At 60.0% G+C, this 25,763-nt stretch carries 24 protein-coding genes, 6 tRNA genes and 1 pseudogene; 20 read left to right on the top strand and 11 right to left on the bottom strand.

The window, feature by feature from the left end:
• The first annotated feature begins 16 nt into the window (after positions 1–16).
• A complete protein-coding gene (djlA, locus tag NMD14_16045) occupies positions 17–850 on the top strand; it encodes a co-chaperone DjlA (GenBank protein XEI32239.1) in 834 nt (277 codons plus the stop codon).
• An 89-nt stretch (positions 851–939) separates the two neighbouring features.
• On the opposite strand, the gene NMD14_16040 is transcribed toward djlA, so the two are convergent.
• Positions 940–2,391 carry an aminoacyl-histidine dipeptidase gene (locus NMD14_16040; protein ID XEI32238.1) on the bottom strand — a complete coding sequence of 484 codons (1,452 nt, stop codon included), beginning with the start codon at positions 2,389–2,391 and terminating at the stop codon, positions 940–942.
• Positions 2,392–3,041: 650 nt separating this feature from the next.
• Between NMD14_16040 and NMD14_16035 the strand changes: the two genes are divergently transcribed.
• The 6 genes from NMD14_16035 (at position 3,042) to NMD14_16010 (ending at position 8,274) form a co-directional block, all read left to right on the top strand.
• Positions 3,042–3,302, top strand: a complete 261-nt coding sequence (locus NMD14_16035; protein ID XEI32237.1) for a hypothetical protein — start codon at positions 3,042–3,044, stop codon at positions 3,300–3,302.
• 36 nt (positions 3,303–3,338) lie between these two features.
• Complete coding sequence (gpt, locus tag NMD14_16030) at positions 3,339–3,806, top strand: xanthine phosphoribosyltransferase (protein XEI32236.1); 468 nt, start codon at positions 3,339–3,341, stop codon at positions 3,804–3,806.
• 171 nt (positions 3,807–3,977) lie between these two features.
• Positions 3,978–5,246 carry an esterase FrsA gene (gene frsA, locus NMD14_16025; protein ID XEI32235.1) on the top strand — a complete coding sequence of 423 codons (1,269 nt, stop codon included), beginning with the start codon at positions 3,978–3,980 and terminating at the stop codon, positions 5,244–5,246.
• Between the two features lie 62 nt (positions 5,247–5,308).
• Positions 5,309–5,701, top strand: coding sequence for a sigma factor-binding protein Crl (gene crl / locus NMD14_16020; protein XEI32234.1), 393 nt, complete (start codon positions 5,309–5,311; stop codon positions 5,699–5,701).
• Between the two features lie 180 nt (positions 5,702–5,881).
• The gene (proB, locus tag NMD14_16015) at positions 5,882–6,985 is read left to right on the top strand and encodes a glutamate 5-kinase (GenBank protein XEI32233.1); all 1,104 of its coding nucleotides are present in this window, start codon (positions 5,882–5,884) and stop codon (positions 6,983–6,985) included.
• Positions 6,986–7,020: 35 nt separating this feature from the next.
• Entirely contained in the window at positions 7,021–8,274 is a 1,254-nt protein-coding gene (locus tag NMD14_16010; protein XEI32232.1) for a glutamate-5-semialdehyde dehydrogenase, read from the top strand.
• Positions 8,275–8,371: 97 nt separating this feature from the next.
• On the opposite strand, the gene NMD14_16005 is transcribed toward NMD14_16010, so the two are convergent.
• From NMD14_16005 to rsgA, 6 genes and pseudogenes are all read right to left on the bottom strand, one after another.
• Positions 8,372–8,761 (bottom strand): hypothetical protein, encoded by a 390-nt coding sequence (locus NMD14_16005; GenBank protein XEI32231.1) that lies wholly within the window; start codon positions 8,759–8,761, stop codon positions 8,372–8,374.
• A 2-nt stretch (positions 8,762–8,763) separates the two neighbouring features.
• Entirely contained in the window at positions 8,764–9,015 is a 252-nt protein-coding gene (locus NMD14_16000; GenBank protein ID XEI32230.1) for a DUF2960 domain-containing protein, read from the bottom strand.
• A pseudogene (locus NMD14_15995) lies at positions 9,005–9,124 on the bottom strand (VF530 family DNA-binding protein). Before NMD14_15995 ends, NMD14_16000 begins: the two are co-directional and overlap by 11 nt.
• Positions 9,123–9,389, bottom strand: coding sequence for a VF530 family protein (locus NMD14_15990; protein ID XEI32229.1), 267 nt, complete (start codon positions 9,387–9,389; stop codon positions 9,123–9,125). Before NMD14_15990 ends, NMD14_15995 begins: the two are co-directional and overlap by 2 nt.
• Positions 9,386–10,258 carry an archaetidylserine decarboxylase gene (gene asd, locus NMD14_15985; protein ID XEI32228.1) on the bottom strand — a complete coding sequence of 291 codons (873 nt, stop codon included), beginning with the start codon at positions 10,256–10,258 and terminating at the stop codon, positions 9,386–9,388. The genes NMD14_15990 and asd overlap by 4 nt, the downstream gene beginning before the upstream one ends.
• Before the next feature lie 28 nt (positions 10,259–10,286).
• Positions 10,287–11,321: a small ribosomal subunit biogenesis GTPase RsgA gene (gene rsgA, locus NMD14_15980; protein XEI32227.1), complete on the bottom strand. Its 1,035-nt coding sequence runs from the start codon at positions 11,319–11,321 to the stop codon at positions 10,287–10,289.
• A gap of 91 nt (positions 11,322–11,412) precedes the next feature.
• On the opposite strand from rsgA, the gene orn reads away from it, so the two are divergent.
• The 7 genes from orn (at position 11,413) to NMD14_15945 (ending at position 12,735) form a co-directional block, all read left to right on the top strand.
• Positions 11,413–11,958, top strand: a complete 546-nt coding sequence (orn, locus tag NMD14_15975; GenBank protein ID XEI32226.1) for an oligoribonuclease — start codon at positions 11,413–11,415, stop codon at positions 11,956–11,958.
• A gap of 178 nt (positions 11,959–12,136) precedes the next feature.
• Positions 12,137–12,212, top strand: a tRNA-Gly gene (locus tag NMD14_15970).
• Between the two features lie 37 nt (positions 12,213–12,249).
• Positions 12,250–12,325 (top strand) — tRNA-Gly (locus tag NMD14_15965).
• A 33-nt stretch (positions 12,326–12,358) separates the two neighbouring features.
• A tRNA-Gly gene (locus tag NMD14_15960) sits at positions 12,359–12,434 on the top strand.
• Between the two features lie 25 nt (positions 12,435–12,459).
• Positions 12,460–12,535, top strand: a tRNA-Gly gene (locus NMD14_15955).
• A gap of 24 nt (positions 12,536–12,559) precedes the next feature.
• Positions 12,560–12,635 (top strand) — tRNA-Gly (locus tag NMD14_15950).
• 24 nt (positions 12,636–12,659) lie between these two features.
• Positions 12,660–12,735: transfer RNA gene (locus NMD14_15945), tRNA-Gly, on the top strand.
• A 361-nt stretch (positions 12,736–13,096) separates the two neighbouring features.
• On the opposite strand, the gene NMD14_15940 is transcribed toward NMD14_15945, so the two are convergent.
• From NMD14_15940 to NMD14_15930, 3 genes are all read right to left on the bottom strand, one after another.
• The gene (locus NMD14_15940) at positions 13,097–13,306 is read right to left on the bottom strand and encodes a cold-shock protein (GenBank protein XEI32225.1); all 210 of its coding nucleotides are present in this window, start codon (positions 13,304–13,306) and stop codon (positions 13,097–13,099) included.
• Positions 13,307–13,579: 273 nt separating this feature from the next.
• Complete coding sequence (locus NMD14_15935) at positions 13,580–14,248, bottom strand: opacity-associated protein A (GenBank protein ID XEI32224.1); 669 nt, start codon at positions 14,246–14,248, stop codon at positions 13,580–13,582.
• A gap of 99 nt (positions 14,249–14,347) precedes the next feature.
• Entirely contained in the window at positions 14,348–16,450 is a 2,103-nt protein-coding gene (locus NMD14_15930; GenBank protein XEI32223.1) for a methyl-accepting chemotaxis protein, read from the bottom strand.
• 274 nt (positions 16,451–16,724) lie between these two features.
• Between NMD14_15930 and gltX the strand changes: the two genes are divergently transcribed.
• Both gltX and NMD14_15920 read left to right on the top strand, forming a co-directional pair.
• On the top strand, positions 16,725–18,140 hold the full coding sequence (gene gltX / locus NMD14_15925) for a glutamate--tRNA ligase (GenBank protein XEI32222.1): 1,416 nt from the start codon (positions 16,725–16,727) through the stop codon (positions 18,138–18,140).
• A gap of 2 nt (positions 18,141–18,142) precedes the next feature.
• Positions 18,143–18,274 carry a glutamyl-tRNA synthetase gene (locus NMD14_15920; protein ID XEI32221.1) on the top strand — a complete coding sequence of 44 codons (132 nt, stop codon included), beginning with the start codon at positions 18,143–18,145 and terminating at the stop codon, positions 18,272–18,274.
• A 148-nt stretch (positions 18,275–18,422) separates the two neighbouring features.
• On the opposite strand, the gene NMD14_15915 is transcribed toward NMD14_15920, so the two are convergent.
• Positions 18,423–19,673 carry a methyl-accepting chemotaxis protein gene (locus NMD14_15915; protein XEI32220.1) on the bottom strand — a complete coding sequence of 417 codons (1,251 nt, stop codon included), beginning with the start codon at positions 19,671–19,673 and terminating at the stop codon, positions 18,423–18,425.
• A 101-nt stretch (positions 19,674–19,774) separates the two neighbouring features.
• Here NMD14_15915 and NMD14_15910 point away from each other — a divergent pair, with 101 nt between their 5' ends.
• From NMD14_15910 to nudC, 4 genes are all read left to right on the top strand, one after another.
• Positions 19,775–20,527: a potassium channel family protein gene (locus tag NMD14_15910; protein XEI32219.1), complete on the top strand. Its 753-nt coding sequence runs from the start codon at positions 19,775–19,777 to the stop codon at positions 20,525–20,527.
• A gap of 146 nt (positions 20,528–20,673) precedes the next feature.
• On the top strand, positions 20,674–21,279 hold the full coding sequence (locus NMD14_15905; GenBank protein XEI32218.1) for a TIGR04211 family SH3 domain-containing protein: 606 nt from the start codon (positions 20,674–20,676) through the stop codon (positions 21,277–21,279).
• Between the two features lie 336 nt (positions 21,280–21,615).
• On the top strand, positions 21,616–24,780 hold the full coding sequence (putA, locus tag NMD14_15900) for a bifunctional proline dehydrogenase/L-glutamate gamma-semialdehyde dehydrogenase PutA (GenBank protein XEI32217.1): 3,165 nt from the start codon (positions 21,616–21,618) through the stop codon (positions 24,778–24,780).
• Between the two features lie 186 nt (positions 24,781–24,966).
• Complete coding sequence (gene nudC / locus NMD14_15895; GenBank protein ID XEI34785.1) at positions 24,967–25,746, top strand: NAD(+) diphosphatase; 780 nt, start codon at positions 24,967–24,969, stop codon at positions 25,744–25,746.
• Positions 25,747–25,763 lie beyond the last annotated feature (17 nt).

The following is a 25,763-nucleotide window of genomic DNA, read 5'->3' as shown; positions in this document are numbered from 1 at the left end:
CAAGAGGTCTTGAACCATGCGTATTTGGGGTAAGGTGCTGGGCGCCTTCTTCGGCTTTCTGCTCGGCAATATCATCGGCGCCCTGATTGGCCTGTGGATTGGCCACCGTTTCGACCGAGGCATGGGGCTGCAGGGGGCGTTTCGTCGCGGCCCGAGTCAGGCACAGCAAGCCGTCTTCTTTCATGCCACCTTCTCGGTGATGGGCCACATCGCCAAGTCCAGCGGTCAGGTGACCGAGCAGGAGATCCGGGTTGCCTCCAACCTGATGGATCGGATGCGGCTGGCCGGTGATCAGCGTGCCCGGGCGCAGGAGTCGTTTCGTCTCGGTAAAGAGGCCGACTTCCCGCTGCGCGAGACCCTGGCCGAGTTTCGTCGCGCCAGCCTCGGGCAGCGCGACATTCTGCGCTTCTTTCTGGAAGTACAACTGCAGGCCGCTTTTGCCGACGGGCGGGTAGAGGAGGGCGAGCGCGCCATTCTTCATACCATCGCCGACGAGCTGGGGTTCAGCCGCATCGAGCTGGCCCGCATTCTGGCGATGGCCGAAGCGCAGATGAACTTCTTCAATCAGGCCCATGGCCAGTATCAGGGAGGCCATTCCGGTGGCCAGCAGTATCGGCAGGCGGCACCCTCTGCGGATCGCCTCAAGAATGCCTACCAGTTGCTGGGGGTGAGCGAGAGTGACAGCGATCAGGATATCAAGCGCGCCTACCGCAAGGAGATGAGCAAGCATCACCCGGACAAGCTGGCCGCCAAAGGGCTGCCGCCGGAGATGATGGAGATGGCCAAGGAGAAGACCCAGGAGATCCAGCAAGCCTGGGAGTGGATCCGCGAGGCACGCGGCATTCGTTAAGCGCAAAAGCCACGCTGACCAGCACAACTGACAATAAAAAGCCCCGCAGCAGTGCGGGGCTTTTGTTTTGGCGTTTAATCAGGGCTGGCTTACTTGGCCGGAATGGCTTCCAGCACGTGTACCAGCAACTGCCAGAAACGCTCGACCGCCGGGATATGTACCTTCTCGTCAGGGGAGTGGGCACCGCGGATGGTCGGGCCGAAGGAGACCATGTCCCACTCCGGATAGGCGCTCTTGAACAGACCGCACTCGAGGCCGGCGTGGATCACCATGACGTTGGGCATGGTGCCAAACAGCGATTGGTAGCTGCTCCGCACCAGCGCCATGACGGGGGAGTCCACGTTCGGCGCCCAACCCGGATAGGCACCGGTGAATTCGCAGCTGGCGCCCGCCAGGGTGAACAGGGAGCGGGTCATCTGCTCGATGCTCTCGCGGCCGGAGTCGATCAGGGAGCGGATCAGGCACTGGACGTACACTTCGCCATCTTGCGTCTTAATGACCCCCAGGTTGGTGGAGGTTTCGGTCACGCCGGGCATGGCATCGCTCATACGCATCACGCCGTTCGGGCAGGCCATCAGGGCATCCAGCAGGCGCTGCTGCAGGGAGACGCTCATCAGCTTGGCCGGTTTGGCGGCGTTGTTGACCAGCACGGTCAGGTTCGGCTCGGTGGCGGCCAGTTCGGTCTGGTAGATACCGGTGTAGCGGTCAACCAGCGCATTGAACTCGCTCACGCTGGCCGCAGGCACCAGCAGGGTGGCACGGGCTTCGCGCGGGATGGCGTTGCGCAGGGTGCCACCGTGGATCTCGGCCAGACGGATACCCAGCGGTTCGGCTGCTTTGAGCAGGCGCACCAGCAGCTTGTTGGCGTTGCCACGACCGCGATGGATGTCGCAACCGGAGTGGCCACCACGCAGCCCTTTGACCGCCAGCTCAAGCGCTTCGCCTTCACTCACGTCAACCAGCTCGAGCGGGAAGCGGATATTGGCATCTACACCGCCAGCGCAGCCCATGTAGACCTCGCCATCCTCTTCGGAGTCGGTGTTGAGCAGAATTTCGCCTTCCAGCCAGCCCGCTTCCAGACCGAAAGCGCCGGTCATACCGGTCTCTTCGTCAGTGGTCAGCAGCACTTCCAGCGGGCCGTGCTTGATGGTCTTGTCAGCCAGCACCGCCAGGCAACCGGCCATACCGATGCCGTTGTCGGCACCCAGGGTGGTGCCACGGGCAGTGACCCACTCGCCATCCACATAGGCATCGATGGGGTCGGTCGTGAAGTCGTGCTGGGTGTCGGAGTTGGCCTGCGGCACCATGTCGATGTGCGCTTGCAGCACCACGACTTTGCGATTTTCCATCCCCGGGGTGGCCGGTTTCTTGATAATGATGTTACCGACCTTGTCCTGCTTGACCGCCAGACCTTCCCCTTGGGCCCATTGGATGATCCAGGCGCTCAGTTTGGCTTCATGCTTGGAAGGGTGGGGAATGGAGCAGATCTGTTCGAAGAAATGCCAAATCAGTTTGGGAGAGAGAGAGCTAAGCTGTGCCACGTCGGGACTCCTTACCAGCACGGAATAAACAGGGCCCAATCAGCGGGCCGAGGAAGAGGGTAACGATAATACAGTCAATCACATAAAAATGTGAGCAATCAGCGCAAATCGCAGGCAGGTTATGCTGGCCTGATGGCAATCAGGCAGTACGATCGTCAGGTTCGGACGATGCTGGCCGATAGAAAAGAAATTATGTGATCCACCTCTCAAAAATATTGAATTTAACGCGCCGACTGGTAAATTAGCTCCCGTGGTTCGCCACCGGTCAGGATGACGATGAAAGCCTCCAGGGAACCGAAGCAAAGCAAGTGCGCCTCCATGGAACCGAGTGTTTGTTCAAGGATTTGAGCCCGCATAAAGGTACGTAACTTGTTAAGCAATCAGGAGTTTCAATATGCCAGGCAGCAACTCAACCTATTGGTTTGCCCCTTCTTTGTATACCCAGGGTTTCAGCTACCCTAACCCCTTCGTCACTCGTCGCTAAGACGAGCTGCCCAACCAGGCAGAGGCGAGAAAGCAGCAGGTGCGTGAGGTAAATCCTCCCCCTGCTATTTTTTTATCTGCGATTTGCCTCACAGCCCATTTGGGCTCGGCAGCTGGGACGGCAGGTTGGTCGTTTGGCTCTTAAGGTGTGTCGAATGGAGAGGGTGATGTCGATTTTTCCTGTTTTTGGCATACGTTTGCCAGGCTTTTTCTCTGTAAACGGTGCTATCATATCGGCCCAACAGCCTGTCCGCGGTTTGGACACTTCTTCTAACCGATCGCCGGATACGCCCATCTTGCTTCCATTGTTATCAGATTTGCTGCCGAGGCTCAGCCCTGAGGCAGCCGACGTGCAATCTGAATTCAGTCTGGCAAGGGCCGCCATTTACTGGCATTTGCAGGGAAAATTGCGGATGTCATTATTTTAAGTTTTTGTTTTTAAATAACTATTTGAGATCGATAACATGCCGAAAAAGTTCTATGTGTCGTGGGACAACCTGCAACGTGAAGCTCGCCGTCTGGCCCGTCGTCAGCTGCCTGTCAGCCAGTGGAAAGGTATCATCGCGGTCAGCCGCGGTGGTCTGGTGCCCGCAGCCCTGATGGCCCGTGAACTTGGCATTCGTAATGTGGAAACCCTCTGCATCTCCAGCTATGACCACGACAGCCAGCGTGAGCTGGTGGTCGTGAAGGGCGCGACCACCGCCGGTGACGGCGAAGGCTGGCTGGTGGTGGAAGATCTGGTGGACACCGGCACCACCGCCAAGGCGATCCGCGAGCTCTACCCGAAAGCCAAGTTCATCGCGATTTTCGCCAAGCCGATGGGCGAAGCGCTGCTGGACGATTTCGAAGTGGCGATCCCGCAGGATACCTGGATCGAACAGCCGTGGGATATGGCGCTGGAGTTCGCTACACCGATCTGCGACGAAAAGTAACGGAATTGTGATGTGACGCTCACCGCGTCCATTGGCCGCAACCGGCTTTAATGGTTTCACAGGGCTCCAATTAGGAGCCCTGTTTTTTGTCTATCAATCTGTTGCGGGGTGGCTGAGTGGCGCTAAAAGTGGTTAAGATGGGCCATTGCCTGATATGAATGAGACATTATCTTGGACTTGAACGACGACCTAAACCTGACCGAACAGCTCTTTACCCGCGTCAAGAAGGTATTGGAAACATCCGAGATCTCCAACTCCAGTGCGGCTGATCTGGCGGAGGCCGCGTCAGACGAGATGTTTATCGATGGCTCCATGTCAAAGAGCTGGTATCGCCTGCTGCGCCGCCCATCCTGGGCCTGGCAGGGGGCAGATCCCATCGAGGTGGAGCAGATCCTGGCCCGCATCGCCATGGCGACCGGCGAGCGCACCCATGACTGCTATCTCGATACCATCAAGGGCTATGTGCCCGGCAACTGGATCTACGAGTGGAGCCAGGTGGCTGGCAACTATTTCAAGCAGGGCCGCGAACTGCGCGAGCAGGGGGATGCCGCTGGCGCCCTGAAGCTGCTGCTCAAGGCGGTGCGCTACTACTCCATCGCCAGCTATCCCCATCTCAAGGACGATGAGCTGGCGGATCAGGCCCAACTGCTCGGCAACATGGCCTATCGCGAGGCGGGTCGGCTGTTCAAGGTGCCGCTCAAAGAGATCCAGGTGCCCTTTCGCGGCAAGCATATTCAGGGTTATCTCCACCTGCCTACCACCGACAAACCGGTGCCGTTGGTGATCATCAGCGGCGGCATCGACTCGCTGCAGCTCGATTTCCTCAACTTCTATCTCAAGCGGCTCGAGCCCAACGGCATCGGCATGCTCTCCCTCGACATGCCCGGGGTCGGTTATGCCGAGCATTGGCCGCTGGTGCAGGATACCAGCCGTCTCCATCAGGCGGTGCTGCACTACCTCTCCGAAGTGGCCTGGGTCGATCATCAGCGTATTGCCATGGTGGGGATGCGTCTGGCGGGCAATATCGCCGCCAGATTGGCCTTTATCGAACCCTTCAAGCTGCGGACCGTGGTCTGTGTCGGCGCCGGTGTCAATCAGGTGTTTACCAATCAGGAGCTGTTTGCCAAGTGTCCGCGCATGATGCGGGACAGTCTGGCCAACCGGTTGGGGGCCGATGCGGCCCAGTGGGACGGCATGCGCACCAAGTGCCAGGTATTTTCACTGAAAACACAAGGATTACTGGGGACTCGCACCTCAGTGCCAATATTGAGTATTGGACACAAGCGAGATTTTATTTGTCCCGAGCAGGATGTACGGGCATTGGCGGCGGCCAGTCGTAACGGTAAGGCCATCGTTTTCGACAAACAGCCTTTGCTGGAGGTGTATGACAAGGCGCTGGACGAAATCGTCGAGTGGCTGAAACAGCATTTGTGTACCTGACATTGCGCTAAAGAACTGACGTCATCCCGAGGTGGCGCGGCTTGTTTAACAGGGAGGTTAACATGTCTGAAAGAGTGACCTACAAGCGACTGCTGCGGCAGTTTGCTGCCATTGGCCCCTATTTGCGCGAAGATCTCTGCGAAGAGGGGCGTTATCGTTTCGATTGCCTGTCGGTTTGCGTCAGCGCCAAGCCGGCGCCGGACAAACGGGAGTTCTGGGGCTGGTGGCTGGTGTTGGAGCAGGACGATCACCATTTCCGTTACCACTATCAGTTCGGTTTCTACAATGCTGATGGCGAGTGGCTGGACAAGCCGATCCCCAAGAAGCACCAGGTAGAAGTAGAGCGGACCCTCAACCGTTTCTACAAGCTCATCAGCGACAAACTGACGGCACTGGAGTGCCAGTTAGCGCCAGCGGATCAGGTCACCAATGAGTTGACCGTGACCGCCGCCTGATCCCTGATGCCCGGCGAGCAGCACCCCGCTGCTTGCCGGGCCATCAGTCAGCCATCTCCCCTTCCGACCGCAATCATTCGGGCCTTTGCCCCATCTCCTCACCCCGGCGTTAATTGCCTTGCAGGGCACCATGGCCGTGGGTATAAAGATATTCCTTACTTTTTTAGCCTTTATGCTCCCATGGAAAACAGAACCATAGTCGTCAAGTTGGGCACCAGCGTGCTCACAGGGGGGTCTTCCCAGCTCAATCGTGCCCATATGGTCGAGCTGGTCAGACAGTGTGCGGCCTTGCACCGTCACGGCCATCGGGTCGTGGTCGTCACATCAGGGGCTATCGCCGCCGGGCGTGAACATCTGGGTCACCCGCCACTGGCGCCAACCCTGCCCAACAAGCAGATGCTGGCGGCGGTTGGTCAGACCCAGCTTATTCGGGTATGGCAGGATCTGTTCAACCTCTACGGTCTGCATATCGGCCAGATGCTGCTGACCCGCGCCGATCTGGAAGATCGGGAGCGTTACCTCAACGCCCGCGACACCATGCGCACCCTGCTCGATCACCGCATTATTCCGGTCATCAACGAAAACGATGCGGTGGCGACCGCCGAGATCAAGGTCGGTGACAATGACAACCTCTCCGCCCGTGCCGCCATCCTGGCGGATGCGGATCTACTGATCCTGCTGACTGACCAGAAGGGGCTCTTTACCGCCGATCCGCGCACCAATCCCGATGCCCAGCTTATTGAAGAGGTGCAAACCATCGACGATACCCTGCGCTCGCTGGCAGGTGACAGTGTCAGCGGCCTCGGTACCGGCGGTATGGCCACCAAGCTGCAGGCGGCCGATGTGGCACGTCGCGCCGGCGTCAACGTGGTGATTGCGACCGGCCAGATGCCGGAGGTGATCGGCCGTCTCGCCAAGGGCGAGCGGATTGGCACCTTGTTCCCGGCGCTGGCGTCCCCGCTGGAAGGGCGCAAGAGCTGGATCCTGGCAGGCCCACCGCCTCACGGCGAAGTGCATGTGGATCAGGGCGCAGTGGCCGCCATGAAGGAAAAAGGCTCCAGCCTGCTGCCCAAGGGGATCGTTGCGGTCAAGGGCGACTTCATTCGGGGCGATGTGGTGCGCATTCTTGATCCCAAGGGCGCTGAGCTGGCGCGCGGTATCTGCCGTTACGACCATCTGGAGCTGGAGAAGCTGCGTGGCGTCCACTCGGATCAGATTGAGCAGGTACTGGGCTATGGATATGGTTCAGTAGCCATCCATCGAGACGATATGGTGCTGCTCTAATCAGGGCGGCACGGCATGAACAAAAGGGAACCGAGATGAGTCTGGAGAAAATGGGGCAGGCGGCCCGTGAAGCCGCCTATCAGCTTGGCACCGTCAGCACGGCGCAGAAGCATCGGGCGCTGGCCGCCATCGCCGACGAGCTGGAGGCGCGCAGTGAACAGATCCTCGCAGCCAACGCGAAAGATATTGCCGCCGGCCGTGAGGCTGGCTTGTCAGAAGCCATGCTGGATCGCCTGCTGCTCAATCCGGCTCGGTTGGCCGGGATTGTGTCGGATGTGCGCAAGGTGATCACGCTGGACGATCCGGTCGGTGCCGAAATGGATAGCCGGGTGCTGGAAAATGGCCTGCGCCTCTCCCGTCGTCGGGTGCCCATCGGGGTTATCGGCGTCATCTACGAGGCGCGCCCCAACGTCACCATCGATATCGCCAGCCTCTGCCTCAAGACTGGCAATGCCAGCATACTGCGCGGCGGGCGCGAGACCTTCCACTCCAATCTGGAGCTGGTGCGTGTAATTCAGCATGCCTTGGCGGCCTCCGGTCTGCCCGAGGCGGCGGTGCAGTACATCGACAACCCGGATCGGGCGCTGGTTGGCGAGTTGCTGCGCCTCGACCGCTATGTGGACATGATTATCCCGCGCGGTGGTGCCGGCTTGCACAAGATGTGCAAGGAGAACAGCTCCATCCCGGTCATCATCGGCGGGTTCGGTATCAGCCATATCTTCGTCGACGAGAGTGCAGATCTGGTGCGCTCTCTGGCGGTTATCGACAACGCCAAGGTACAACGCCCCTCCGCCTGCAATGCCCTCGATACCCTGCTGGTGCACGAGAAGGTGGCAGCCACCTTCCTGCCGCAGCTGGTGACGCTGATGAACGAGCGCAAGGTGACGCTGGTGGCCGCGCCCAACGCCATGACGCTGCTGGCGGGTGCCGACAACCTGTGCGAGGCGGGGCCGGAGGATTTCGATACCGAGTGGCTGGGTCTGACCCTGGGGGTCAAGCTGGTAGCGGATGTGAACGAGGCGCTGGCCCATATGCGCGAGCACAACGCCGGCCACTCCGATGCCATCCTGACCAACGATCTGGCCAACGCCGAGCGTTTCATCAACGGGGCCGGTTCGGCGGCGGTCTATGTGAACGCCTCCACCCGTTTCACCGATGGCGGCCAGTTTGGGCTGGGGGCCGAGGTGGCGGTGTCGACCCAGATGCTGCACGCCCGTGGCCCCATGGGGCTGACCGAGCTCACCAGCTACAAGTGGGTGGGGCAGGCGGATTACCTCAGCCGCGCCTGATAACCGGTTGTGTCAGATACAAAAATGCCGACCACAGGGTCGGCATTTTTGTTCGCGTGTATCGCACCGATACCACGCAGTGCGCTATCCCTCGGGGTTATTCCCCGTGATAGAGCACCTTGTCACCGGACTTGAGCACATAACCCTTCCAGATAAAGAGGGTGTAGCCGCTGCCCTGCCACGACCAGTTGCCCTCCGCACCTTGACGGGTCAGCAGGTGCTGCTCGCCGCTTGGCAGATGCAGTTCGGACTGCGTCTGGTCGGCGTTGAACAGCACGAAGGCGCTGCTGGTCTGGCTGGTGTCGGTTGGATTGAGCCGGATACCCTCTTCAAACAGGCGCACACATTTGCCAGTCAGCGCTGACCACTGATAGCCCGCACTGCCGATACAGCCGTGGCTGTCGCGATCGCTGCCAACCAGATGTTGCTCCGGGGTACTGCATGCCGCCAGCAGCAGAGAGGCGGCCATCAGAGTCAAGGTGCGCATGGTTACTCCTGCAGATCCCGCTCAATGACGATGTTGGAGAAACCCAACTCTTTGAAGTAGTTCTCCTGGTAATCCTTCACGCTTTTCTTGTCACGGCGACAAACCTGAGCCAGCTGGGCCTCCATGGCGTGAAAACTGGTGAGATCCAGCCCTTCAGCAGCGGCGATGGCGTCGTAGATGCTGCGGAACTTGTCGTTCGCGTAGCCGATCTCTTTGGCCTGTTTTTTATAGGTGTACGTAATCTTAAAGGCCATCTTGCCCTTCCTTCTTCGATTTGGCTTGCTTGCGCTGGACGTAGAGGTAGAGGCTTTCGACCTTCTCCCGAGCTCTGTGCGTCTTGCGCAGGGATGTCAGGCCGGATTTAAACACTGTCGGAGCCTTTCTGTTTGGTCTGCTTGCGTTGCACATACAGATAGAGGCTTTCGACCTTCTCCCGAGCCCAGGGGGTCTTGCGCAAGAACTTCAGGCTGGACTTGATGCTGGGATTATCGGTGAAGCAGCGGATATTGATCTGCTGCCCCAGCTCTTCCCAGCCATAGTGTTCGACCAGCGCGGTGACGATGGCTTCCAGAGTCAGCCCGTGTAGTGGGTTGTTTTTCTGCGCCGGGGTCGGCTGTTCTGCGCTCATGCCTGCTCCGCCAGCTTGGCAAAGGGTTGACCCATGCGGGTGGTGACCCCGTTGGCCAGATGGGGTTCGAACCCGGCCAGCATGCCCGGGCCAAACAGGCAGACGACTGTGCTGCCCAGCTTGAACAGGCCCATCTCGGCGCCTTTCTGCAGGGTGATGGCCTCGTCGCCGCTGTAGTCCCAGCGCACCACCTTCTTCTCTTTGGTCGGCGCAATGTTGCCAGCCCAGATGGTCTCGATACTTGCGACGATAGTGGCGCCGACCAGCACCAGCGCCATCGGGCCGTGCGGGGTGCGGAAGGTGGCCACCACCCGCTCGTTGCGGGCAAACAGGTTCGGCACGTTCTCGGCGGTGAGCGGGTTGACGGAGAAGAGATCCCCCGGCACGAACACCATGCTCTCCAGCACGCCGTCCAGCGGCATATGGATGCGGTGGTAATCCTTGGGCGCCAGATAGATGGTGGCAAAGTCGCCATCCTTGAACGGCGCAACCAGATCCTCATAGCCACCCAGCAGCTCGCGGGCGCTGTAGTCGTGGCCCTTGGCCTGAATGATGCGGCCCTGCTGGATGGGGCCGAGCTGGCTGACGGTGCCATCTACCGGCAGTGCCAGAGTCATGGCATCGTCAACCACCGGGCGGATGCCGGGCTTGAGCTCGCGGGTGAAGAAGGCGTTGAAGCTCTTGTAGTGGGCCGGACTCTCGTGCAGCGCCTCGCTCATATCGACCTGATACTGCTTGATAAAGGCCTCGATCACCTTAGTGGTGATGTTACCCGCTTCGGCGGCGGCAAATTTGCCGATCAGACGGGAGAGGGCGTGCTTGGGCAGACAGTATTGACCGGCAATTTTCAGGTTGTCAGTAATGCTCATGTTCATCATCAACGTAGGTTTATTAGGGTCACAGGCGCGCCTGTTGGCGACCGTGACGGGCTTCCTGCATGGTTTCCAGGATGCGGTGATAGTTGTGGAAGCGATCGGCGCTGATAGCGCCACTGTCGACTGCCGCCCGCAGGGCACAGCCGGGATCGTCTTTGTGGGTGCAGTCGCGGAACTTGCAGCCACCCAGATAGTCACGAAACTCGATAAAGCACCAGGTGATGCGATCGGCTTCCAGATGCCAGAGGGCGAACTCGCGGATCCCCGGGGAGTCGATCAGATCGCCGCCGCTCGGGAAGTGGTACAGTCGCGCCGTGGTAGTGGTGTGCTGGCCGAGCCCCGAGTTTTCGGAGATCTCGCCGGTGAGCACATCCAGCCCCGGCATCAGGGCGTTGGTGAGCGAGGATTTGCCCACCCCTGACTGGCCGACGAAGATGCTGATCTTGCCTTCGAACTGGGCCTTGAGCTCGTCGAGCCCTTCGCCGCTCTCGCAGCTCACCAGGATCACCTGATAGCCAAGCTTGCGATAGGGTTCGAGCTGGCGCTCGATGCGCTTGCGCGCCGCGTCATCCAGCATATCGACCTTGTTCAGCACGATGAGCGGCTGGATCTCCACATCCTCGGCGGCCACCAGATAGCGGTCGACGATGTTGGTGGAGAACTCGGGCATCACCGCCGAGACGATGATGATCTGGTCGATATTGGCCGCGATGGGTTTGACCCCGTCGTAGAAGTCCGGCCGGGTCAGCACCGAGTGACGCGGATGCACCGCCTCGATGACACCCGCTGTCGCGGCATTGAGGCCGGGACGCCACACCACCTTGTCGCCGCACACCAGACTACTGATGCTGCTGCGACGCAGGTTGCTGCGGTGGATGGTGCCATCAACCGCTTCCACGTCTGCATGCTGACCAAAACGGCTGATCACCACCCCTTCGATGGCGGGGCCAAACAGGGTGTCATCCACCACTGTGGTGTGATCTTTTTGCAGCCGCCGTTCGCGGTTGGCCTGGACGCGCCTTTGTTGACCCAGATTGAGTTTTGCTTTCTTTGCCACTCGATTCGCCAGTTTATGAACAGATCCAAAGCCAGTATGATACATGCAAATTGGCAAAATTCCGCCATTCCTCCCAATAGAGAGAGCAATCATGACAGTCAGCGCGCAGAACCTGGTATGGATCGACATGGAGATGACGGGTCTGGACCCCGAACAGAACGTGGTACTGGAGATCGCCACCATCGTCACCGACAAGGATCTGAACGTACTGGCCGAAGGGCCGGTCATCGCCATTCACCAGAGTGAAGACGAGCTGGCCAAGATGGACGACTGGAACGTCAACACCCACACCAATAGTGGTCTGGTGGCCCGGGTCAAGGCGAGCCAGCACGACGAGGCGAAAGCCATTGCCGAGACCCTCGAGTTCATTCGCCAGTGGGTGCCGGAGCGCACCAGCCCGCTGTGTGGCAACAGCATCGGTCAGGATCGCCGCTTCATGGTCAAGCACATGGCCGAGCTGGAAGCCTTCTTCCACTACCGCAACGTCGACGTCAGCACCATCAAGGAGCTGGTACGCCGCTGGCAGCCGGAACTGCTGGATCAGTTCAAGAAGAGCGGCACCCACCAGGCGCTGGACGATATCCGCGAATCCATCGCCGAGCTGCAGTTCTATCGCAGCCACGTCTTCAAGATCTGATTCTCCGGCAAGGGTTTGTCATGCGCTGGCTGCTAAAATCGCCACTTCGGCCAGCTTTTGAGCGAACGCGCGCAACCAGACAAAAAAGCCCTTGCAATTGGAATGACTGCTCTTATAATTCGGCTCCCGTACAGTAGCGCAAGCAACCAAATGCTGTACGGCTTGTTTTAAGGTAGTTGCGGGAATAGCTCAGTTGGTAGAGCACGACCTTGCCAAGGTCGGGGTCGCGAGTTCGAGTCTCGTTTCCCGCTCCAAAAATCTGATGATGACACTGGTGCAAACCAGCCCGATGCGGGAATAGCTCAGTTGGTAGAGCACGACCTTGCCAAGGTCGGGGTCGCGAGTTCGAGTCTCGTTTCCCGCTCCAATCATCAGCCAGCCTCAAGACAACCAAATTGTTGCGGGAATAGCTCAGTTGGTAGAGCACGACCTTGCCAAGGTCGGGGTCGCGAGTTCGAGTCTCGTTTCCCGCTCCAAAAAATTTGTAAGTGATATTCCGATGCGGGAATAGCTCAGTTGGTAGAGCACGACCTTGCCAAGGTCGGGGTCGCGAGTTCGAGTCTCGTTTCCCGCTCCAATCACTTGCAGATGACATTCTGTTGCGGGAATAGCTCAGTTGGTAGAGCACGACCTTGCCAAGGTCGGGGTCGCGAGTTCGAGTCTCGTTTCCCGCTCCAAACATTTGTAAGTGACATTCCGTTGCGGGAATAGCTCAGTTGGTAGAGCACGACCTTGCCAAGGTCGGGGTCGCGAGTTCGAGTCTCGTTTCCCGCTCCAATGTCTCTCCTTGAAGTCCACCAATCCAACATCTCAACACACTCATTACCATATCCAGTTGGTAGAGCATGATCCGTGCTTGCCAAGGCTGGGGTCGCGAGTTCGAGTCTCATTTCCCGCTCCAATCTCTCTCCGAAGTCTTCATAATCCCTTTGAATTGCCCTTCACATCGCGCTGCGATGCGTTGTCGTATCTGGCGTTTACTCAACGCGTCTCAGCCACCTCCTGCAAACAGGAAGGGGATGTGGGCTCATGGTGCGGATTGTACGAGGCAGGCGGTTATGGCAGGTGCTTGGGAGGAGATTGCGGGCAAAAAAGAGGAGGGGCCTTGGCTCCTCCTGCATGATTCACTGGCGTGGGCTTAGACCAGAGTCACGTTCTCAGCCTGAGGGCCTTTTTTGCCCTGGGTCACAGTGAACTGGACTTTTTGACCTTCAGCCAGGGTTTTGAAACCGGTGCTCTGGATGGAGGAGAAGTGAACGAATACGTCCGGACCCTGGGATTGTTCAATAAAGCCAAAACCCTTGGTTTCGTTGAACCATTTTACCTGGCCGGTGCGAATGTCAGACATGTGCTAAATCCTATCAATAACAAAATGAAACTAAGCCCGTGCTGGGCAGCATTTGCCTTGCAAGCAGGGGTTGGCTCATGACTGACCACGTCTCTTTGTCCCAGTAGCACGTAGAACAATCCCTGTCTAAAGCACAAACGATTGTACGTTAGCGCCGATCCATGTCAATTTGACCCCTTTCGTTTTTTGAACAAGCTAAAAATATTGTGAAGTCAGTAGCTTATTTGCAGAGATTTAACCGAAAAAAACGGGAGGCCAGCGCCTCCCGTTCTGTTATTCCTTGAGGGCGAACCCTTCGCCCTGCCGGTCGTAGCGGTAGACCGCCTGACCGTAGGCGCGGATCTCCACCCGCTGGATGCGGCGGGTATCGTCCAGCAGGATAAAGAGTGATTTGCCCGATTGCAGGCGGGTCAGGGGGCGATCCGGCCCCTCGATGGCGATCAGGCGGCTCAGCTCTGCACCCGGCAATTCGAATTTGCGCCAGATGGCGTAGAGGGTCTCACCCGCCTGCACATCGTGTTGCAGCCAGGTGCCGTTGACCTTCTCTTCGACCGGCTTGGCTGCTGCGGGCGCACTGCCTGCCGCGCCATTGTCGACGGTGAGAGCCTGAGCAGGCACTGCCAGCGGCACTTCCAGCGAGCCGGAAGGGGCCGCCTTGGGGGCGGGCGGCGCCGGCTCCCAGGCCAGCACCAGCAACCAGAGCGGGATCAGGATCAGCAGACCTATGGTGTTTTTGCGGGGCAGCGGGCTGGACAGCTTGAATTTGCCTGCTTTGGCATCCTGGCTGCGTTGGCCAAGATTGCCCATCCCCTGGCCAAAACGCTGGCGCAGGGACAGGGTCGCGGCATTGATGCGATGGAGCAGGGATCCTTGAGATTCGTCTTGGCGACGCTGCTGGGCTCGTCTGTTATGGCCTCGTGGGCGACGGTCCGGGGTGGGCACGGCATTTACCTCTCACTACATTGCCTGCCATCAGGCAAATTCGTCTCCTATGGTAAACGGACTCGCCCCCGAGGGGGAGAGTCCTGAGGCGGAAAATTATCAGCTGAGACGAAATTGACCCAATAATTGCTGCAATTTGTCGGCCGCCTGACGCAATGCCTGACTGGCTTTGGCCGTTTCGGTCGCATCCTGAGCAATGTCGTTGGCCAGTGCGTTGGTTTTTGACAGGTTGCCGGAGACGGTTTCGGAGACTGAGCTCTGCTCTTCGGCGGCGGAGGCGATCTGGTAGGTCATGTCGTTGATGGTGGAGATGGCCTGGTAGATGCTGCCGAGCGCTTCTTCCGCCAGATCCGCTTCGCTCACCGCCTGATGGGTCAGCTGCTGGCTCTGGGTGATGGCATTGACCGCATTGGTCGAGCTCAGACGGATCTTTTCGATCAGCTCCTGGGTGTTCTGCACCGCCTGCTGGGTATTGCCCGCCAGTTTGCGCACCTCGTCGGCCACCACCGCGAAGCCGCGTCCCTGTTCGCCAGCCCGGGCCGCTTCGATAGCGGCGTTGAGGGCCAGCAGGTTGGTCTGATCGGCAATCCCCTGAATCACGGTGAGGATGCTGGTGATCTGGGCGCTGTCGTGGGCCAGCCCTTCGACCACTTCGGCCCCTTTACCGGCTTCTGCCGCGACCCTGTGCATCGACTGGATCACCTGCTGGAAGCGCTCCTTGCCCTGATCCGCAGCGCTCTGCGCCTGTTTGGCCGAGTCGGCGGTGTTGTTGGCGTGGGTGGCGACCTCCTGACTGACGTAGGACATCTCCTGTACCGCGGTCAGCATCTGCTCCATCTCCGCCTGATGATGCTGTAGGTTGTTGTCGGTCTGACCGGCGATGCGATTGGTGTCACCGGCATAGCGGTTGACCTCGCTGGCGGTCTTCTGCACATCCCCGAGCAACCCTTGCAACTTGTCGATAAAGCGGTTGATGCCTTTGACGAGATCCCCCAGCTCGTCGACGGAGCGGGTCGCGAGGCGCTTGGTGAGATCCCCTTCACCATCGGCGATGTCATCCACCAGGCTGACCATCTGACGGATGGGGCCTGTGATGCTGCGGGCAATCACCAGCATGGTGGCCAGCGCCAGTACCAGCACGATCAAGGCACCGACCAGCTGTTGGGTCACCGCGGCCCGGTTCATCTCATTGAGCTGGCTCTCCAGCTGATCGGCCCCCGCCAGTACCACCTTGTAGGGCAGGGTGACGATGATGGCCCAGTTGCGGCTCATTCCCGGCACCATGATGGGGACGGAAATGCGGAATGATTCGTCCAGCTCCTGACGCTGAACTTCCGGTTTCAGGTACTGCTGCCACTGGTTGCCCAGCACCTTCCCGGCGCTGCTACCAAGCAGGCTGGCATCCCCGCTGGTGCCGGTGATGACACCGGCGGCGCTGACGATCAGGGTTTCTCCCTGGCCGTCATAAATGTTGCTGTTTAGGCTCTTGGCCTGACGGCTGATGGAGTCCACCGCCAGATCGAGCGCAGCGATCCCCTTGAACTGACCGCCGACCAGAATGGGGGTGGTGATGGTGCTGACCAGCACCTGTTGGCCGTTGATATCCACCTTGAAGGGGTCGATCAGGCAAGAGCGACCTTCCCGTTTCGGGCAGGCGTAGTAGTCGTTGGCGGGATTACCGAATTCGTCCGGATCAGTTTTTTCGATGGAGAGCAGTAGATCGGTGCCAATTTGATCCTTGTCGCGATAGAAGTAGGGTACGAAGCGCCCCTTGTCGTCACTGCCCAGAGCTGTCTGGCCGGCGAAGCTGGCATCCTGACCGTCGAAACCGTTGGGCTCGAAGCCGGCGAAGGCGCCATAGAGCTGTGGCTCCAGCGCCAGTTGTGCCTTGAGCAGGTCGGTGGCCTGCTGGCGATCCAGCGGCAGTTTGCCTTGTTGTTGCAGGGCGAGGGCGCTGGCCATTTGCTGGGTATAGGAGAGCCCTTTTTGCAACAGTTGGGTGATGGTAGCGGCTTCTGCGCGGGCGTTGGCGCTGACCTTCTGCCATGCCTCCTGCTGCAGCGCTTCACGGCTGGAGCTGATGGTCAGTTGTTGGGTCTGTTGGCCGGAATATTGGTTAAGCAGGATCAAGATGACCAGGGCTGCGGTCATGGCGATCCCGGCCATCACTAGAATGCGATTCTGGATAGAACGGAACTGCATCGTCTTTTCCTTGTTCGTGAGAAGTGTGGTGAGCGTTATCTGGGTATCGACCGGAGGAGGCCGCTCTCCAGTATTGCGCATAACAAATCGGAAGCGGGGCTTCGGTTTTGCGATCCTCTTCAAATATCGGGCTATAGATGCAAATGGCGACAGATTTAGTCCCCTACTTTCGCCCGCAATGGCGTCATGGTTTTCCCATCCGCGATGGTCGGTGCTAAAATGCGACGGTTTTTTCTAACGAATTGGCCCAAGGCCCTCTACACAAGGCTTAAAGATGAAAGTCAAAACCCGTTTTGCTCCCAGCCCGACCGGCTTTTTGCATGTCGGCGGTGCCCGTACCGCACTCTATTCCTGGTTGTTCGCAAAGAACCAGGGCGGTGAGTTCGTGCTGCGTATCGAGGATACCGATCTGGAACGTTCCACTCAGGAGGCGATCGACGCCATCATTGAGGGCATGGAATGGCTGGAGCTGAACTGGGATGAGGGCCCCTACTACCAGACCAAGCGCTTCGATCGCTACAACGCGCTGATCGACGAGATGCTGGCTGACGGCCGCGCCTACAAGTGCTACTGCTCCAAAGAGCGTCTGGAAGCGCTGCGTGAAGGCCAGATGGCCAACGGCGAGAAGCCCCGTTATGACGGCAAGTGCCGCGACCACGACCACGATCACCCGGCCGATGCGCCGCACGTGATCCGCTTCCGCAACCCGACCGAAGGCTCCGTGGTGTTCGATGACCACGTCCGTGGCCGCATCGAGTTCGCCAACACCGAGCTGGACGATCTGATCATTCGCCGTACCGACGGCGCGCCGACCTACAACTTCTGTGTTGTAGTCGATGACTGGGATATGGAGATCACCCACGTGGTGCGTGGCGAAGACCACATCAACAACACCCCGCGCCAGATCAACATCTACAAGGCCCTGAACGCGCCGGTACCGGAATTTGCCCACGTCTCCATGATCCTGGGTGACGACGGTGCCAAGCTCTCCAAGCGCCACGGTGCAGTCTCTGTAATGCAGTACCGCGACGATGGCTACCTGCCGGAAGCGCTGCTGAACTATCTGGTGCGTCTGGGCTGGTCCCACGGCGATCAGGAGATCTTCAGCCTGGAAGAGATGATCAAGCTGTTCAGCCTGGATGCCATCTCCAAGTCTGCCTCCGCCTTCAACACCGACAAGCTGCTGTGGCTGAACAACCACTACATGCGCAGCCTGGATCCGGCTTACGTTGCCAAGCATCTGGCATGGCACATGGAAAACCAGAAGATCGACACCAGCAATGGCCCGGCGCTGGCCGACGTGGTCACCCTGCTGGCCGAGCGCTGCAACACTCTGGTCGAGATGGCTGCCCAGAGCCGCTACCTGTTCGAAGAGTACGAAGCGATCGACGAAGCCGCTGCCAAGAAGCACCTGCGCGGCGTGGCTGCCGAGCCGCTGACACTGGCCAAGGCCAAGCTGGCTGCTCTGGATAGCTGGACCACCGAAGCGCTGCACGAGCTGATTGAAGCCACTGCCGCCGAGCTGGGTCAGGGCATGGGCAAGGTCGGCATGCCGCTGCGCGTCGCCGTCACCGGTCTGGGTCAGTCCCCCGGCATCGACGCCGTGATGGCGCTGGTCGGCAAGGAGCGGGTACTGGCGCGTATCGACCGCGCCCTGGCGTATATCGAAGCGCGCATGGCCGCCGAGTAAGCTTGCTGTCACCGGTCTGGGATAATCTCTCCCCCGGCATCGACGCCGTGATGGCGCTGGTTGGCAAGGAGCGGGTACTGGCACGTATCGACCGCGCACTGGCTCACATCGAAGCCTGCATGGCTGCCGAGTAAGCGCTGCCGAGGTGGGGGGCGAGGGGATCACCCTGCTCTGCTACCTGCTGAATAGAAAAAATCCGAAACCACTGGTTTCGGATTTTTTTATGGCCGTAATCGGCGGGGACGGGGCACAACGGTGGTTATGTCCGACCAGTGTGAGCCGTCAGGCGAGCTTGAAGGAGTGGATCTGGCTGTCGAGATCCTTGCTGTGCTGTTCGACCAGCTCGGAGGCCTCTTGCAGTTCGCGTAGCACCACAACCGATCCTTCGGCGATCTGCTTGACCTGTTCCAGGTTGCCGCGCATCTCTTCGGCGACCGCGCTCTGCTGCTCGGAGGCGGCGGCGATGTGGCGGTTCATGTCGGCCACCCCCTGTACCCGCTGCACTATGGTGGCGAGCTGGGTACCGGCCTGGGTCACCTGCTCCACCCCCTTGTCGGCCTGACGCACGCTCTGAGCCATCAGTTCGGCGGCCTGAGCGGCATTGCCCTGCAACTGCTCGATCATCTTCTGGATCTCGACGGTGGCAGCCTGGGCCCGGTTGGCCAGCTCGCGCACTTCGGAGGCGACCACGGCAAAGCCGCGTCCCGCTTCACCGGCGCGGGCCGCTTCGATGGCGGCGTTAAGTGCCAGCAGGTTGGTCTGCTCCGAGATGCCGCGAATGGTGTCGACTACCGAGCCAATGCGTTCAACCCCTTGCTCCACCTGATTGACCACGGTGGCAGATTGCTGGATGTTACCGGAGAGGGTGTCGATGGTGCTGACGGTATCGGCGACGCAGCGGCTCCCCTCTTCCGCCAGCTGGCTGGTTTCGGCGGTGGCATGAGAGGCCTGATCCGCATGGGTGGCCACTTCGCGAATGGCGCCGACCATCTGGCTCATGGCGCTGGCCAGTTGTTCTATCTGGGTGAACTCTTCGTTGATCGCTTCGTTGGCCTCTTCCATGCAGAGGGTCACCTGGGAGGCGATGTCGTTGAGCTCTTTGCAAGCGGCGCGCTGGTTGCCAAATACCTCTTTGAGGTTCTCCTGCGAGTGGGAGACCGCCTTGGCGATGTCACCGAATTCATCACGAGAGTTGAGCAGTACCTTGTGGCTGAGGTCCCGCTTGGCGAAGCGCTCCAGCAGGCCCACCAGATAGTGCACCTGCTTGACCATCAGGCGAGAGCCGGTGAGCAGCAGGATCACGAACAGCAGCCCCATGATGGTGGTCTCCATCAGGCCGTTCCAGAGCAGGCGGTCGGCAATGGCATTGGCTTTTTCCGGATCCAGCCCCTCGGCGAGCAAGGTCGCTTCCAGATTGTTGGCGTCAAACCAGAGTTTTGTCAGTAGCAGGAGGGTACTGAACACCATCAGCAGCACCACTTTGGGTACCAACCGGATGTTGCTCATTCTTTTCTCCAGCAGGTTCAGCTGCATTGTCATTCTCCTTTTAAAAGCCGTTTTTTCCTTTGCCCTCAGGACTATCGGCATTATCTTCTCTTTTATTAATTTGCACTGTGCTTAAAGTTGGAAAATGTATGCGACATCACTTAACTCATCTGCGGGCGATGGATCTGCTGATGGCATTTCTGTCGATTATCTCGGTTGTGCTGGTGACGGCCCGCTGGTGGGGCCATGAGAGCCTGACGCCACAGACCCTGCAGCTCTTCTATGACCTCGACAGTCTGATCTGCTACTTCTTCCTCGCGCACTTTGCTTATGGCTGGATCCGGGCCTCCGATCGCAAGGCCTATTTCAAGGCCAACTGGTTCTATTTGCCGGGTAGTCTGCCCATGGTGGAGTCCCTGCGCTGGGCCCGTTTACTTCAGCTGTGGCGGGTTTATCAGCTGTTCAAGGAGCACCCGGATCTCTGGGCCATGTTCCGTCGCGAGCGCAATGAGACCACCCTCTCCGGCATCCTGTTTCTGTTCTTCCTGCTGCTGGGGGTGGGCTCCGGCGTCATGTACTGGATTGAGTCAGGTCAGCCCGGCAGCCAGATTGAGACACCTTACGACGCGTTCTGGTGGACGCTGGTGACCCTCTCTACCGTGGGCTACGGCGATCTGGTGCCCAAAACCGAACAGGGGCGGTTTGTCGCCAGCCTGCTGATCCTGTTCGGGGTCGGCCTGTTCGGTGCCATCAGCGGTTTTATGGCCAGCCTGTTTTTGCAGCCTAACAAGGGGGATGGCGAGACCGACAAGTGGCGTCATCACTACAACAACCAGCAAGAGGAGTTGTTGCGGGAGATCCGCGCCCTGCGCAGCGAGGTGCGGGAGCTGAAAAACAAGTGAGGCTGCGGGCGGGCAAGTTGCGAAGTGACTCGCAACTCTGCGCGCATTATCCGGGGGGAGGTGCTTTTTCTTTGCTTGTCCTTTAACCTGCTGGCGGCTTAACATTCAACCTCTTGTCCAAACCTGAAAAAGAGAACCGATCGACCATGCGCGCCCTTCTCGGGATTTTGATCTGCTTGTGTGCCCAACAGGCACTGGCCGATACCCGTTATGTTTCAGACAACATCTTTACCTATATTCACAATGGCCCGGGTACCCAGTACCGGATCCTTGGTAGCGTCAAGGCTGGTGAACCGCTGGAGGTCAAGGCGGTGAACAGCGAGGCCGGCTTCACCCAGGTGGTGGACGGTCGTGGCCGCGAGGGGTGGATCAAGAACAGCGAGCTGCAGGGCGAGATCAGCCTGCGCGAGCAACTGCCCCTGGTGGAAAAAGAGCGCGATGAGCTTAAAGATCGCCTGCAGAACCTCAACGGTGACAATGAGAAACGTTTCACCGAGAAGGATGGCCAGATCGCTGCCCAGAGCAAGGAGATCGCCGCCCTCAAGGCCCAGCTGGCCAGCCAGGGGGAGGAGATGAGCAATCTCAAAGAGCAGAATGATGCCCTGACCCAGAGCTACGACAACCAGGAACACGACATGCAGATGGACTGGTTTATCCGTGGTGGTGCCATGGTGGGGGCCGGTATCCTGCTTGGCATCCTGCTGCCCATGCTGCCCCGTCGTCGCAGCCGTGGCGATCGCTGGATGAACTGACAGCATCTGGCTGAATGGATTGATGAGAAGGGTCGCCGTGGCGGCCCTTCTTTTTTATCCGCATCTTTATCTGCACTTTGTCCACATCAGTTGCCGTCTGCGCCCGGATGACGGAAAGCATCCACACAAGATCGTATACAAAATGATGCCAAATGACCCTCTCCATAGTCGGCCAGACTGCCCGCAGAGGGATGATGGCGCAGAATTAGCGATCTTTGTTAAAGAGTGGCAACAAATTCATTTCATATAGGGTGCAACATTGTATACATTATCGGCGTTTCGGCGGTGCGTCCGCCTTTGTCGATATCAGCCCTAGGGCGTACAGGAAGACCCCATATGTTCAAAGCTACTCAAGTGCTTGCCGCTGACTATATCCCCTCCGATCTGGCCGCCCTGCGCGAAGCCATCACCCAGAACTATGTGGTGGATGAAAATGCCTATCTGGCCGAACTGTCGGCCATGCTGCCGGGGGATGGCGCCTCGCTGGAGCAGGTGACCCAGCGTGCCCGTACTCTGGTGACCAAGGTGCGCAAGGAGAGCGGCTCCGGTGACGGTATCGACGCCTTCCTGCAGGAGTACAGTCTGGATACCCAGGAGGGGATCATTCTGATGTGTCTGGCCGAGGCGCTGCTGCGGATTCCCGATGCCGAGACCGCCGATGCCCTGATCAAGGACAAGCTCTCCGGCGCCAACTGGTCATCCCATTTCCGCAAGAGCGACTCGACTCTGGTCAACGCCTCCACCTGGGGGCTGATGCTGACCGGCAAGATCATCAAGCTGGACAAAAAGCTCGACGGCAACCCGGCCAACCTGCTGGGGCGGATGGTCAACAAGCTGGGGGAGCCGGTGGTGCGCTCCGCCATGTATGCCGCCATGAAGATCATGGGCAAGCAGTTCGTGCTGGGGCGCGACATGAAAGAGGCGCTCAAGGCGAGCCGCAAATCCCGCGAGCTGGGCTACACCCACACCTACGACATGCTGGGTGAGTCGGCGCTGACCATGCAGGATGCCGGCAAGTATCTGGCCGATTACCGCAACGCCATCGAGGCGGTGGGCAATGAACGCATTAGCGACGGCGGCCCGGCCCCCTCCATCTCCATCAAGCTTTCGGCGCTCCATCCACGCTATGACGTGGCGAACCGTGAGCGGGTACTTGGCGAGATGTGCGAGCGGCTGGTGGGGTTGGTGCGGCTGGCCCGCGACAAGGATGTGGCCATCAGCATCGATGCCGAAGAGATGGACCGCCTCGAGCTGTCGCTGGACTTGTTCGAGCAGCTCTACCGCTCCGATGCCAACCGTGGCTGGGGCAAGCTCGGCATGGTGGTGCAGGCTTACTCCAAGCGCGCGCTGCCGGTACTCTGCTGGCTCACCGCACTGGCCCGCGAGCAGGGTGACCTCATTCCGGTGCGACTGGTAAAAGGCGCCTACTGGGATAGCGAACTGAAATATGCCCAGCAGGCGGGCCTGCCCGGCTATCCGCTGTTTACCCGCAAGGCGGGTACCGATATCTCCTACCTCGCCTGCGCCCGCTACCTGCTGAGCGAGCCGACTCGCGGCTTTATCGCCCTCCAGTTCGCCACCCACAACGCCAATACCGTGGTCAGCATTCTGGAGATGGCCGGTGATCGCCAGTTCGAGTTCCAGCGTCTGCACGGCATGGGGGAGGAGCTGCACAACGCCGTGCTGAACGACAATCCCGGCCTGCACTGTCGCATCTATGCGCCGGTCGGCGCCCACAAGGATCTGCTGCCCTATCTGGTGCGCCGCCTGCTGGAGAACGGAGCCAACACCTCCTTCGTTCACAAGCTGGTGGATCCCAATACCCCGGTGGATTCGCTGGCCGAGCATCCGCTGCGCACCCTCAAGCGCTACTCCGGCTTTGCCAACGACCGCATTCCGCAGCCGGTGAACCTCTTCACCGACCGCAAGAACTCCAGCGGCGTCAACATGAACATCCTCTCCATCCAGCGCCCCTTCTTCGCCCGCTTGAAAGAGTTGGAGAGCAAGCAGTGGCTGGCGGGCCCCATCGTCGATGGTGAGACCCTCAAGCGCAGCGAGGCCCGCGTGGTGCTGAGCCCGCAGGATGTGAGCCTGACCGTCGGCAAGATCCACTGGGCCGATGAGCAGGCGGTGGAGCAGGCACTGGCCTCGGCCCATGCCGCCTTCCCGCGCTGGCGCGAGACCCCGGTGAGCGAGCGTGCCGCCGCCCTTGAGAAGCTGGCGGATCTGCTGGAAGCGAACCGCGAGCAGTTCATCTCCCTCTGTACCCGCGAGGCGGGCAAGCTGCTGCAGGACGGTATCGACGAGGTGCGCGAGGCGGTGGACTTCTGCCGCTACTACGCGGTGCAGGCCCGCGGCCTGATGGGGCAGGCGACCCTGCTGCCCGGTTACACCGGCGAGATGAACGAGCTGTTCCTGCAGGGGCGCGGTGTCTTTGTCTGCATCAGCCCGTGGAACTTCCCGCTGGCGATTTTCCTCGGCCAGATCGCCGCTGCGCTGGCCACCGGCAATACCGTCATCGCTAAGCCTGCCGAGCAGACCGGCCTTATCGCCCATCTGGCGGTGACGCTGGCCCATCAGGCCGGTATTCCGGGCGACGTGCTGCAGCTGCTGCCCGGTGACGGCGCCACCGTTGGTGCCAAGCTGACAGCCGATCCGCGCATCGGCGGCGTCTGCTTCACCGGCTCCACCGAGACCGCCAAGCTCATCAACATGACCCTGGCCAAGCGCGATGGTGCCATCCTGCCGCTTATCGCCGAGACCGGCGGTCAGAACGCCATGATCGTTGACTCCACCGCCCTGCCGGAGCAGGTGGTGCGCGACGTGGTGAGCGCCGCCTTCCAGAGCGCCGGTCAGCGCTGCTCGGCCCTGCGGGTGCTCTACCTGCAGGAGGAGATCGCAGAGCGGGTGCTGGAGATCCTCACCGGCGCCATGCAGGAGCTGAAAGTGGGCAACCCGGCCGAGCACAACACCGACGTCGGCCCGGTGATCGATGCCGATGCCAAATCCGGTCTCGATGCCCACCTCGCCTACATGATCCCGCGTGCTCGCCTGATCGCGCAGGCGCCGATGCCGGCCGCGACCATGGAAGGGCACTTTGTCCAGCCGACCGCGCTGGAGATCGGCTCCATCCGCGAGCTGGCCAAGGAGCAGTTCGGCCCCATCCTGCACGTGGTGCGCTATGCCACCCGGGATCTGGACAAGGTGATCAGCGACATCAACGGCACCGGCTACGGTCTGACGCTCGGGATCCACAGCCGCAACGAATCCCACGCCGAAGAGCTGGCGAGCCGCATCAACGTCGGTAACGTCTACATCAACCGCAACCAGATCGGCGCCATGGTCGGGGTGCAGCCGTTCGGCGGGCAGGGGCTCTCCGGCACCGGCCCCAAGGCGGGTGGCCCCCACTATCTGAGTCGGTTTGTCACCGAGAAGACCCGCACCATCAACACCACGGCGGTGGGCGGCAACGCCTCCCTGCTGGCGATGGGCGATGCCTGAACGGCGCAACGAGAGAACGATTAACAGCAGGCCGCCTTCGGGCGGCCTCTTTGTTGCCGGGTTCATCAGGGTTGGCGAACAGCGCAATCGATGTGAGCGGGGTCGTCATCCGGTGACGGCGGTCGTAAGATGGTGCCTCGACGGGGCGGGATGCCCCCTTTTCCACATCATAGAGCCTTGATGCGTATGTCATTGACTGAACAAGCCCGCTGGTTTGTGCTGGGGGGCGATCATCTGCTACTGCTCGATGCGCAGGGGCGGATACCGCAAGGGGAGCAAGCCCGCTTGCCTGGAGAGTTGGCCCAAGCCCATTTCGAGCGTTTTGACGAGTGGCAGGGGCTGCCCTGCTATCTGCTGGATCTGGGTAATGAGGCCGACACGAACACCATGAGCCCCCTGCGCCAGTTGATGGTGGCGGGGGACGAAGAGGGCTTTCGCCTCGCTGGCCGCGCCTGGCAGCTGGTCACCTTCCGCCGTACCCACCGTTTCTGCGGCGAGTGCGGGGCCCCCATGACCCCGAAGGTGGGGGAGTGGGCGCAGCTGTGCCACCACGGCCACACGGCTTATCCGCGCATCTCCCCCTGCATTATCGTGGCGGTGCGCAAGGGGCCGGAGATCCTGCTGGCGGCCCATCGTCGTCACTATCAAGCGGACGATCCCATGTATACCGTGCTGGCCGGCTTTGTGGAGGCGGGGGAGAACCTCGAGCAGTGCGTGGTGCGGGAGGTGTTCGAGGAGAGCGGCATCCGGGTTCGCAATGTGCGCTATGTGGCGAGCCAGCCCTGGCCCTTCCCCCACAGCCTGATGATGGGCTTTACCGCCGACTACCAGAGCGGCGAGATCAAGGTGCAGGACGACGAACTGGTCGCTGCTGATTTCTTTGCCGCCGACCGGCTGCCGCGCTTGCCGCCCCACGGCACCATTGCCCGGCGGCTGATCGAGTTGTCACTGGCTGGCGAGGGGTAACTGGGCGCCGATCTTTT

This window comes from Aeromonas veronii, from assembly GCA_041319085.1.
Taxonomy (GTDB): Bacteria; Pseudomonadota; Gammaproteobacteria; order Enterobacterales; family Aeromonadaceae; genus Aeromonas; species Aeromonas veronii_F.
This window is presented reverse-complemented; position numbering and strand designations above follow the sequence as displayed.